The sequence below is a fragment of the Pseudomonas sp. QL9 genome, from assembly GCF_041409665.1.
In the GTDB taxonomy this organism is placed as follows: domain Bacteria; phylum Pseudomonadota; class Gammaproteobacteria; order Pseudomonadales; family Pseudomonadaceae; genus Pseudomonas; species Pseudomonas knackmussii.
In genome coordinates this window covers 3951862-3961951 of the sequence record NZ_CP166971.1, presented here as the reverse complement: position 1 = coordinate 3961951, position 10090 = coordinate 3951862, and the positions used below count along the sequence as shown (strand labels likewise).

The following is a 10090-nucleotide window of genomic DNA, read 5'->3' as shown; positions in this document are numbered from 1 at the left end:
CTTCAGAGCAGGACGACATCATATTGTTCCTGCGAGTACATGGGCTCGACCTGGAACTTGATGGTGCGGCCGATGAACATCTCGAGATCGGCGACGTTGCCCGACTCTTCGTCGAGCAGCCGGTCGACCACCTTCTGGTTGGCCAGCACCACGTAGGAATCGGCCTGGTAGGCACGCGCCTCGCGGAGGATCTCGCGGAATATCTCGTAGCAGATGGTCTCGGCGGTCTTCAGCATGCCGCGCCCCTGGCAGCTCGGGCAGGGCTCGCAGAGCACCTGCACCAGGCTTTCGCGGGTGCGCTTGCGGGTCATCTGCACCAGGCCCAGCTCGGTGATGCCGATGATGTTGGTCTTCGCATGGTCGCGCTCGAGCTGCTTCTCCAGGGTCCGCAGGACCTGGCGGCGGTGCTCCTCGTCTTCCATGTCGATGAAGTCGATGATGATGATCCCGCCGAGGTTGCGCAGGCGCAGCTGGCGAGCGATGGCGGTAGCCGCCTCGAGATTGGTCTTGAAGATGGTCTCTTCGAGGTTGCGGTGGCCGACGAACGCGCCGGTGTTGACGTCGATGGTGGTCATCGCCTCGGTCGGGTCGATGATCAGGTAGCCGCCGGACTTGAGCAGGACCTTGCGCTCCAGGGCCTTCTGCACCTCGTCCTCGACCCCGTAGAGGTCGAAGATCGGCCGCTCGCCGGGGTAGTGTTCCAGGCGATCGGCGATTTCCGGCATGAGTTCGTCGACGAACTGCGTGATTTTCTGGAAGTTCTCCCGTGAATCGACGCGAATCTTCTCGATGCGCGGATTGACCAGGTCGCGCAGGGTGCGCAGGGCCAGGGAGAGGTCTTCGTAGATCATGGTCGGCGCACCGACCGTCTGCATCTGTACGTCGATCTGAGTCCAAAGTCGGCGAAGATAGCGGATATCGGCAAGGATCTCGTCCTCACCGGCGCCCTCGGCGGCAGTGCGCAGGATGAAACCGCCCTGCTCGACTATGCCTTCGGCCTCGACGCACTTGGCCACCACTTGCTTGAGACGCTCGCGCTCCTGCTCGTCCTCGATCTTCAGCGAAATGCCAACGTGGCTGGTGCGCGGCATGTATACGAGGTAGCGCGACGGAATCGACAGGTGCGTGGTCAGGCGCGCGCCCTTGGTGCCGATCGGGTCCTTGGTGACCTGCACGACAAGGCTCTGGCCCTCGTGGACCAGGGCGCTGATGCTCTCTACCGCGCTGCCTTCGCGGTTGGAGATCTCCGCGGCGTGGATGAAGGCCGCACGCTCCAGGCCGATGTCGACGAAGGCCGCCTGCATGCCCGGCAACACGCGGACCACCTTGCCCTTGTAGATGTTGCCGACGATCCCGCGGCGCAGGGTTCGCTCGACATGGACTTCCTGAAGGACACCGTTTTCCACCACCGCCACGCGCGATTCCATCGGCGTGATATTGATCAGGATCTCTTCGCTCATGCGCCCTTCCTTATCGCGCCCGGATCGCTAGCGCTACTTCGTGTTCAAGACTGCCAGCAAGGGATTGCGAAGTCCGCCAACAGTTCCGCTGTTTCACACAATGGCAGGCCCACCACCGCGCTGTAGCTGCCTTCCACGCGCTTGACGAAGATAGCCGCCAAACCCTGGATAGCGTAGCCGCCCGCCTTGTCGTGGGGCTCGCCGGTATCCCAGTAGGCCTCCGCTTCGGCTTCGCTGATCGCACGGAAGGATACGTCGCTGCTGACCACCCGGACCTCGCAACGGTCGCGGTCGACCACCGCCACCGCGGTCAGCACCTGGTGCTCGCGACCGGACAGCGCCTGCAGCATGGCCAGGGCGTCTTCGCGATCCTTCGGCTTGCCGAGGATGCGTCCATCGAGCACTACGGCGGTGTCGGCGCCCAGCACACAGACGTCGGGGCGCTGGGCAAGCATAGTCAGTCCGGCCTGCGCCTTGCAGCGCGCCAGACGCTCGACATAGACCGCCGGGGCCTCGTCGGGCAGCGGCGTTTCGTCGACATTGCCGGAAACCAGGTTGAAGGACAGGCCAATCTGCGTCAGCAACTCGCGCCGGCGCGGCGAACTGGAGGCCAGGTAAAGCTGAGGCATCAGCGACTCCCAAGGAGAAACCCTCGTCGCGCGCCCCTGCGGGCGGCGGCGAAGCAGGTATTAATAGACTTTCAGGCGCTGGCCGAGGCCCTTGAGCACCATCACCACCCAGGGCCAGAGCAGGCCGCTGACCAGCGCCGGGAGGAGGAAGGCCAGGGTCGGCGGGCGGTTGCCGGTCAGCGCGTTGAGCCACAACTGGACCAGCTGCGCCAGGCCGTAGACGACCATCAGCACCAGGCATTGCTGCCAAACCGGGAACAGGCGCAGACGCTGGTACAGGGCCAGCACCAGGAAGATGATCAGGCTGAGGATCAGTGCGTTCTGTCCGAGCAGACTGCCATACAGCACGTCTTCGGCCAGCCCGCAGACCCAGGCGGTGAGCAGGCCGACACGTTGCGGCACCATCAGCACCCAGAAGGTCAGGAACATCGCCAGCCACAGCGGCCGGCCGATCTCCATGAAGCCGGGCATGGGCGCGACCGACAGCAGCAGCGCCAGTGCCAGGCTGAACCAGATGAACCAGCTGTTGCGCGGTCCCAGGGCGGGCATCAGTGACGATTCCTTTGCTCGGTTTGACCCGCGGGCGTGCCATGCCCGGCGGTAGTGCTTGCAGGCGGTTTGCCGGCCGCGGCGCCTTGCGGATGGCCGGCCTCATGGCTGGTCGGCGCAGCATTCGGCGCGACCGGTACAGCCGGTACAGCCGGTACAGCCGGTGCAGCCGGTGCAGCCGGGGTGCCGGTAGCGGGGGCTGCGGCCGGCGTTGCAGGCTGGCCACCCTCGGCGGCCTTGCGATCAGCCTCGGCCTGGGCTTCGGCGGCGTCGTTGGCGCGCTGCTCCGGGGTACGGCTGTCGCTGAACACCAGCAGTACGTAACGGCTGCGGTTCATCTTCGCGGTCGGCACGGCGCGGATCACTGCAAACGGCTGGCCGGAGTCGTGGATCACTTCCTTGACCACCGCCACCGGATAGCCGGCCGGGAAGCGCTGGCCGAGGCCGGAGCTGACCAGCAGGTCGCCTTCCTTGATGTCGGCGGTATCGGCGACGTAGCGCAATTCCAGGCGCTCCGGGTTGCCGGTGCCGACGGCGATGGCGCGCAGGCCGTTACGGTTGACCTGTACCGGAATGCTGTGGGTGGTGTCGGTGAGCAGCAGGACGCGAGCGGTGTAAGGCATGACCTCGACCACCTGGCCCATCAGGCCGCTGGCGTCGAGCACCGGTTGGCCCTGGAACACGCCGTCCTTCGCACCCTTGTCGATGAGGATGCGCTGGGTGAAGGGGTTGGGATCGACGCCGATCAGCTCACTGACCAGGACCTTGTCGTCGACCAGCGCGGCGGAGTTCAGCAGTTCGCGCAGGCGCACGTTCTGTTCGGTGAGGGCGGCCAGCTTCTGCAGTCGGCGCTGCATCAGCAGGGATTCCGCCTTCAGCCGCTCGTTCTCGGCCAGCAGCGTGCTGCGGCTGGTGAATTGGTCGCGCACGCCTTCCCAGGCACGCACCGGCAGGTCCGCGACACCGTAGAAGGGGGTCAGCACCAGGCCCATCTGGCTGCGCAGCGGCTTGAGGTAGTCGAAACGCGCATCGACCACCATCAGGCTCACCGAGAGGACAGCGAGCACCAGCAGGCGCACGCCCAGCGAGGGGCCCTTGGAGAATAGCGGTTTGATAACCGGCTCCTAGCTGTCTAGGGGCGGTCGCAGCTTCGTTGCGAGCGACGAAACCTCAACCGCCACTAATGACTCTCCACTCACTCGGTGGAGAGCAGGTCCATGGAGTGACGATCCATCATTTCCAGCGCCTTGCCGCCGCCACGGGCCACGCAGGTCAGCGGGTCTTCGGCGACGATCACCGGCAGGCCGGTTTCCTGGGCCAGCAGTTTGTCCAGGTCGCGCAGCAGGGCGCCACCACCGGTCAGCACCAGACCGCGCTCGGCGATGTCCGAGGCCAGTTCCGGCGGCGATTGCTCCAGGGCGCTCTTGACCGCCTGGACGATGGTCGCCAGGGATTCCTGCAGGGCTTCCAGAACTTCGTTGGAGTTCAGGGTGAAGCTGCGCGGTACGCCTTCGGCCAGGTTGCGGCCACGGACGTCGACTTCGCGGACTTCGCCACCGGCGAAGGCGGTGCCGATTTCCTGCTTGATGCGCTCGGCGGTGGATTCGCCGATCAGGCTGCCGTAGTTGCGGCGCACGTAGGTGACGATGGCTTCGTCGAAGCGGTCGCCGCCAACGCGTACGGATTCGGCATAGACCACGCCGTTCAGCGAGATCAGGGCGATCTCGGTGGTACCGCCGCCGATGTCGACGACCATGGAACCACGGGCTTCTTCGACCGGCAGGCCGGCACCGATGGCAGCGGCCATCGGCTCTTCGATCAGGTACACCTCGCGGGCACCGGCGCCGAGGGCCGATTCACGGATGGCGCGGCGTTCCACCTGGGTGGACTTGCACGGCACGCAGATCAGCACGCGCGGGCTGGGCTGCAGGAAGCTGTTCTCGTGCACCTTGTTGATGAAGTACTGCAGCATCTTCTCGCAGACGCTGAAGTCGGCGATCACGCCGTCTTTCATCGGACGAATGGCGGAGATGTTGCCGGGGGTACGACCGAGCATGCGCTTGGCCTCGGTACCGACGGCGACGACGCTCTTCTGATTGCCATGGTTGCGGATCGCGACGACCGACGGCTCATTGAGGACGATGCCGCGCTCACGCACATAAATAAGGGTATTGGCCGTACCCAGGTCGATCGACAGATCGCTGGAGAACATGCCACGCAGTTTTTTGAACATGGAAAGGAAACCCTGGGGCGATGCGTGGGTGAAAAATACGCAGGAAAAAAGTGCGGCAAACTCTAACAACGACGGGGATTTTGGGCAAGGCGGCAATATGGTAGATTGCTGGGCTTTCGCGGCCCCTGGTGGCCCCGTCCCTGCGGCCCTATGACCGCCCGCTGCGGGTTCCGTTCCCGCGCCCCGTTCCGTCGGCCACGCGTCCATCGGTCGCTGGCCGCTCTAGCCTGGAGACCCCCGATGGCGCTTGAACGCTCCGATGTGGAGAAAATCGCCCACCTGGCCCGCCTGGGCCTGGAAGAAGCCGAAATCCAACGGACCACCGAGACCCTGAACGACATTCTCGGCCTGGTCGACCAGATGCAGGCCGTGAACACCGACGGCGTCGAGCCGCTGGCCCACCCGCTGGAAGCCACCCAGCGCCTGCGCGCCGACCAGGTGACCGAAGAGAACCACCGCGAGGCCTACCAGGCCATCGCTCCGGCCGTCGAAGCCGGTCTCTACCTGGTTCCGAAAGTGATCGAGTGATAAGGAAGGACACGGACCCATGCTGCACCAACTGACCCTCGCCGAAGTCGCCCGCGGCCTCGCCGACAAACAGTTCTCCGCCGAAGAGCTGACCCGTGCCCTGCTGAGCCGCATCGAGCAACTCGATCCGCAGCTGAACAGCTTCATCAGCGTCACCGCCGACGCCGCCGTCGCCCAGGCCCAGGCTGCCGACCAGCGGCGCGCCGCTGGTGAAAATGGCGCCCTGCTCGGCGCGCCCATCGCCCACAAGGATCTGTTCTGCACGAAAGGCGTGCGCACCAGCTGCGGCTCGAAGATTCTCGATAATTTTGTCTCGCCCTACGACGCCACCGTGGTCGAACGCCTGGCCAGTGCCGGCGCCGTCACCCTCGGCAAGCTGAACATGGACGAGTTCGCCATGGGCTCGGCCAACGAATCCAGCCACTACGGCCCGGTGAAGAACCCCTGGGACCTGACCCGCGTACCGGGCGGCTCCTCCGGCGGCTCCGCCGCAGCTGTCGCGGCGCGCCTGATTCCGGCTGCCACCGGCACCGACACCGGCGGCTCGATCCGCCAGCCGGCGGCGCTGACCAACCTCACCGGGATCAAGCCGACCTACGGCCGCGTCTCGCGCTGGGGCATGATCGCCTACGCCTCCAGCCTCGACCAGGCCGGCCCCCTGGCCCGCTCCGCCGAGGACTGCGCGCTGATGCTCGGCGCCATGGCCGGCTTCGATCCGAAGGACTCCACCTGCGTCGACCAGCCGGTCGATGACTACCTGGCTGCGCTGAACCAGCCGCTGGCCGGCCTGCGCATCGGCCTGCCGAAGGAATACTTCGGCGCCGGCCTGGACGCGCGCATCGGCACCGCTGTAATGGCCGTGGTCGAGCAGCTCAAGCAGCTCGGCGCCGTGGTCAAGGAAATCTCCCTGCCGAACATGCAGCACGCGATTCCGGCGTACTACGTGATCGCCCCGGCCGAAGCCAGCTCCAACCTGTCGCGCTTCGACGGCGTGCGCTACGGCTACCGCTGCGAAGACCCGAAAGACCTGCAGGACCTGTACAAGCGCTCGCGCGCCGAAGGCTTCGGCGCCGAAGTGAAGCGCCGCATCATGGTCGGCACCTACGCCCTGTCCGCCGGCTACTACGACGCCTACTACCTGAAGGCCCAGCGTATTCGCCGGCTGATCAAGAACGACTTCATGAATGCCTTCGGCGAAGTCGACGTCATCCTCGGCCCGACCACGCCGAACCCGGCCTGGAAGCTCGGCACCAAGAACGACGACCCAGTCGCCCAGTACCTGGAAGACATCTACACCATCACCGCCAACCTCGCCGGCCTGCCGGGGCTGTCGATGCCCGCGGGCTTCGTCGACGGCCTGCCGGTCGGCGTGCAGCTGCTCGCCCCGTATTTCCAGGAAGGCCGCCTGCTCAACGTCGCGCACCAGTACCAACAGGTCAGCGACTGGCACAAACAGGCACCGGCCGGATTCTGAGGAAGGATTACGACATGCAATGGGAAACCGTGATCGGGCTGGAAATCCACGCACAGCTCGCCACCCAATCGAAGATCTTCTCCGGCAGCGCCACCACCTTCGGCGCCGAGCCGAACACCCAGGCCAGCCTGATCGACCTGGCGATGCCCGGCACCCTGCCGGTGCTCAACGCCGAGGCCGTGCGCATGGCCTGCCAGTTCGGCCTGGCGATCAACGCCGAGATCGCCGAGCGTAACGTCTTCGCCCGGAAGAACTACTTCTACCCGGACCTGCCCAAGGGCTACCAGACCAGCCAGATGGACCACCCCATCGTCGGCAAGGGCCACCTGGACATCACCCTGGAAGACGGCACCGTCAAGCGCGTCGGCATCACCCGCGCACACCTGGAAGAGGACGCCGGCAAGAGCCTGCACGAAGACTTCCACGGCATGAGCGGCATCGACCTGAACCGCGCCGGTACCCCGCTGCTGGAAATCGTTTCCGAGCCGGATATCCGTTCCGCCAAGGAAGCGGTGGCCTACGTGAAGGCCATCCACGCGCTGGTCCGCTACTTGGGCATCTGCGACGGCAACATGGCCGAAGGCTCGCTGCGCTGCGACTGCAACGTCTCCGTGCGCCCGAAGGGCCAGGCCGAGTTCGGCACCCGTGCCGAGATCAAGAACGTCAACTCCTTCCGCTTCATCGAGAAGGCGATCAACCACGAAGTGCAGCGCCAGATCGAGCTGATCGAGGACGGCGGCAAGGTCGTGCAGGAAACCCGCCTGTACGACCCGAACAAGGACGAAACGCGCTCCATGCGCAGCAAGGAAGAGGCGAACGACTACCGCTACTTCCCCTGCCCGGACCTGCTGCCGGTGGTGATCGAGCGCAGCTTCCTGGAAGACCTGCGCGCCAAGCTGCCGGAGCTGCCCGACCAGAAGCGCGAGCGCTTCGAGAGCCAGTACGGGCTGTCCGCCTACGACGCCAGCGTGCTCTCCGCCAGCCGCGAGATGGCCGACTACTTCGAGCAGGTGCAAGGCATCTGCGGCGACGCCAAGCTGGCTGCCAACTGGGTGATGGGCGAGCTCTCCAGCCTGCTCAACAAGGACGGCCTGGAGATCGAGCAGTCGCCGGTTTCGGCCCAGCACCTGGGTGAGATGATCCTGCGTCTGAAGGACGGCACCATCAACGGCAAGGCCGCGAAGACCGTCTTCGCCGCCATGGCCGAAGGTGAAGGTTCGCCGGACGAGATCATCAAGGCCAAGGACCTGGTACAGAACACCGACAGCGGCGCCGTCGAGAAACTTCTCGACGACGTTCTGGCCGCCAACGCGGAGCAGGTCGAGCAATACCGCGCCAGCGACGAAGCCAAACGCGGCAAGATGTTCGGCTTCTTCGTCGGCCAGGCCATGAAGGCCGCCAAGGGCAAGGCCAACCCCGCCCAAGTGAACGAACTGCTGAAGAAGAAGCTCGAAAGCTGAGCCCACACTTCAATCTGACGCCGGGCTTGCCCGGCGTTTTTTCGTCCGGAGGTCCGATGCTGCGCTCCCTCGCCCTCATCGCTTGCCTGGCCCTGCTGGCCGGTTGCGCCAGCTCGTCCTATGACAGCGAGTCGGCCCACGGCTACCACGCCGAGGGCACGGCGTCCTATTACGGCCGCGCGCACCACGGCAAGAAGACCGCCAGCGGCGAGCGCTTCGACCAGCACGCGCTGACCGCCGCGCACCGCACCCTGCCCTTCGGCACCCGCCTGAAGGTCACCAACCTCGACAACGGCCGCAGCGTGGTGGTGCGGGTCAACGACCGTGGACCGTTCAGCCGTTCGCGGATCATCGACCTGTCGCGCGGCGCCGCCGAACGTCTCGACATGTTGCGCGCCGGCACCGCGCCGGTACGCCTGGAAGCACTCGACTAGGAGCACTCATGAGCGACAACCGAATCCCCGGCGAGCAGGTCCGCCGCGAAGTGATGGGCGACGCCTTCGTCGACCGCGCGCTGAACAACGCCACCGACTTCACCCAGCCGCTGCAGGAGTTCGTCAACGAACACGCCTGGGGCGGCGTCTGGAACCGCGAAGGCCTGCCGCGCAAGACCCGCAGCCTGATCACCCTGGCCGCGCTCACCGCGCTGAAGTGCCCGCAGGAGCTGAAAGGCCACGTGCGCGGCGCGCTGAACAATGGCTGCACGGTGGAAGAGATTCGCGAGGCGCTGCTGCACTGCGCGGTCTATGCCGGTGTCCCGGCGGCCATCGACGCCTTCCGCGCGGCGCAGGAAGTGATCGAGGCGTGGCAGGCGGATCAGAAGGCCTGAGCCTCGACCCGATGCACCTGTAGGAGCGGACCTTGTCCGCGATTCGCGGGCATGGCCCGCTCCTACAGGATGAAATCGGTGCGGGGATGTTCGCGGATAAGATCCGCTCCTACGATGAGCCCCTGGTGGGCTATCAGGGATAACTGAACCGCTTCACCAGCGTCAGCTCCCCCGGCTGGCGCATCGGCACCAGGAAGCTCTCCTGCTTCTCGTTCGGTGTGCCCTCCTCCGTGACTATCGTCACCCGCGCCGTGGTCAGCGGTTGCGCCGCCTCCACATCGCCACTCTCGCTGTCCGCGCTGTAGCCGCCGCCGAAGTAGTTCACGTAGACCAGGTACTGGCCCTTGAGCGGGGTCGGCGTGGCGATGATTTCCGGGCCGTAGCCGGTGGTCACGTCGACGTCCTGGGTGGCGCCGTTGGGCAGGCTGCGATTGCCGTACCAGACGTGGCCGCCGTCGGGCGTCACCAGGTGCAGGTCGAGGTCGGTGTTGTCGCTGTCCCAGGACAGCAGCACGCGCAGCTTGGCCGGCACCTCGCCGCCTCCGCCGCCGTGGAAGAACTGCACGCGCTTGCGCTGCTGGCCGTCCGGGCTGATGACTTCGAGGCTGTTGCTGCCCGCCGGGAAGGCATAGGGCCGATCGAAACCACCGTCCTCGCCGATCTTCAGCGGCATGGCCACGCCGTTGACCACCAGAGTCGCCGGCTTGTCCTTGGGCGCGTTGGCGATCTCGCCCTTGATCCGCGCGGTCATCGACTGGTCGGCAGGGGTGTTCACCGAGGACGCTGGGTAGTTCACCGTCTGCCGGAAGCTGGCGCCCTCGCCGTTTCCGGCGCGCCAGCCGCCGACCGGGGTGTCCAGGCGGATGCCGGCGTCGGCCGCCAGGGCCAGGCCGGGCAGCACGAACAGGGAAAGGAGCAGGTACGCACG

The 10090-nt window shown here is 65.9% G+C and carries 10 protein-coding genes and 1 pseudogene; 5 read left to right on the top strand and 6 right to left on the bottom strand.

Features of this window, described 5'->3' with window-relative positions; translation table 11 throughout:
* Positions 1-2: 2 nt before the first annotated feature.
* From rng to mreB, 5 genes are all read right to left on the bottom strand, one after another.
* Positions 3-1460 carry a ribonuclease G gene (gene rng, locus ACA097_RS18550; protein WP_043254684.1) on the bottom strand — a complete coding sequence of 486 codons (1458 nt, stop codon included), beginning with the start codon at positions 1458-1460 and terminating at the stop codon, positions 3-5.
* Between the two features lie 44 nt (positions 1461-1504).
* Positions 1505-2089, bottom strand: coding sequence for a nucleoside triphosphate pyrophosphatase (locus tag ACA097_RS18545; protein WP_371365132.1), 585 nt, complete (start codon positions 2087-2089; stop codon positions 1505-1507).
* A gap of 60 nt (positions 2090-2149) precedes the next feature.
* Positions 2150-2638, bottom strand: a complete 489-nt coding sequence (gene mreD, locus ACA097_RS18540) for a rod shape-determining protein MreD (RefSeq protein WP_043254688.1) — start codon at positions 2636-2638, stop codon at positions 2150-2152.
* Entirely contained in the window at positions 2638-3705 is a 1068-nt protein-coding gene (gene mreC / locus ACA097_RS18535) for a rod shape-determining protein MreC (protein ID WP_371370540.1), read from the bottom strand. Before mreC ends, mreD begins: the two co-directional genes overlap by 1 nt.
* Before the next feature lie 128 nt (positions 3706-3833).
* The gene (gene mreB / locus ACA097_RS18530) at positions 3834-4871 is read right to left on the bottom strand and encodes a rod shape-determining protein MreB (RefSeq protein WP_043254689.1); all 1038 of its coding nucleotides are present in this window, start codon (positions 4869-4871) and stop codon (positions 3834-3836) included.
* Positions 4872-5111: 240 nt separating this feature from the next.
* Between mreB and gatC the strand changes: the two genes are divergently transcribed.
* From gatC to ACA097_RS18505, 5 genes are read left to right on the top strand one after another with little or no spacing between them, the layout of a single operon-like run.
* On the top strand, positions 5112-5399 hold the full coding sequence (gene gatC / locus ACA097_RS18525; protein ID WP_043254691.1) for an Asp-tRNA(Asn)/Glu-tRNA(Gln) amidotransferase subunit GatC: 288 nt from the start codon (positions 5112-5114) through the stop codon (positions 5397-5399).
* Positions 5400-5418: 19 nt separating this feature from the next.
* A complete protein-coding gene (gatA, locus tag ACA097_RS18520; RefSeq protein WP_371365129.1) occupies positions 5419-6873 on the top strand; it encodes an Asp-tRNA(Asn)/Glu-tRNA(Gln) amidotransferase subunit GatA in 1455 nt (484 codons plus the stop codon).
* A 14-nt stretch (positions 6874-6887) separates the two neighbouring features.
* Positions 6888-8333, top strand: coding sequence for an Asp-tRNA(Asn)/Glu-tRNA(Gln) amidotransferase subunit GatB (gatB, locus tag ACA097_RS18515; RefSeq protein WP_043254693.1), 1446 nt, complete (start codon positions 6888-6890; stop codon positions 8331-8333).
* A gap of 56 nt (positions 8334-8389) precedes the next feature.
* A complete protein-coding gene (locus ACA097_RS18510) occupies positions 8390-8767 on the top strand; it encodes a septal ring lytic transglycosylase RlpA family protein (protein WP_043254696.1) in 378 nt (125 codons plus the stop codon).
* Between the two features lie 8 nt (positions 8768-8775).
* Positions 8776-9162 carry a carboxymuconolactone decarboxylase family protein gene (locus tag ACA097_RS18505; RefSeq protein WP_043254697.1) on the top strand — a complete coding sequence of 129 codons (387 nt, stop codon included), beginning with the start codon at positions 8776-8778 and terminating at the stop codon, positions 9160-9162.
* A gap of 133 nt (positions 9163-9295) precedes the next feature.
* Here the strand turns inward: ACA097_RS18505 and ACA097_RS18500 are convergent.
* Positions 9296-10089: pseudogene (locus ACA097_RS18500) on the bottom strand (YfaP family protein).
* Position 10090: the final 1 nt, after the last annotated feature.

Bases quoted from the DNA above. Each gene is read 5' to 3' on its own strand.
- ACA097_RS18510 (WP_043254696.1), top strand. From the start codon at position 8,390: ATGCTGCGCTCCCTCGCCCTCATCGCTTGCCTGGCCCTGCTGGCCGGT.
- mreB (WP_043254689.1), bottom strand. From the start codon at position 4,871: ATGTTCAAAAAACTGCGTGGCATGTTCTCCAGCGATCTGTCGATCGAC.
- rng (WP_043254684.1), bottom strand. From the start codon at position 1,460: ATGAGCGAAGAGATCCTGATCAATATCACGCCGATGGAATCGCGCGTG.
- gatB (WP_043254693.1), top strand. From the start codon at position 6,888: ATGCAATGGGAAACCGTGATCGGGCTGGAAATCCACGCACAGCTCGCC.
- gatA (WP_371365129.1), top strand. From the start codon at position 5,419: ATGCTGCACCAACTGACCCTCGCCGAAGTCGCCCGCGGCCTCGCCGAC.
- ACA097_RS18505 (WP_043254697.1), top strand. From the start codon at position 8,776: ATGAGCGACAACCGAATCCCCGGCGAGCAGGTCCGCCGCGAAGTGATG.
- ACA097_RS18545 (WP_371365132.1), bottom strand. From the start codon at position 2,089: ATGCCTCAGCTTTACCTGGCCTCCAGTTCGCCGCGCCGGCGCGAGTTG.
- gatC (WP_043254691.1), top strand. From the start codon at position 5,112: ATGGCGCTTGAACGCTCCGATGTGGAGAAAATCGCCCACCTGGCCCGC.
- mreD (WP_043254688.1), bottom strand. From the start codon at position 2,638: ATGCCCGCCCTGGGACCGCGCAACAGCTGGTTCATCTGGTTCAGCCTG.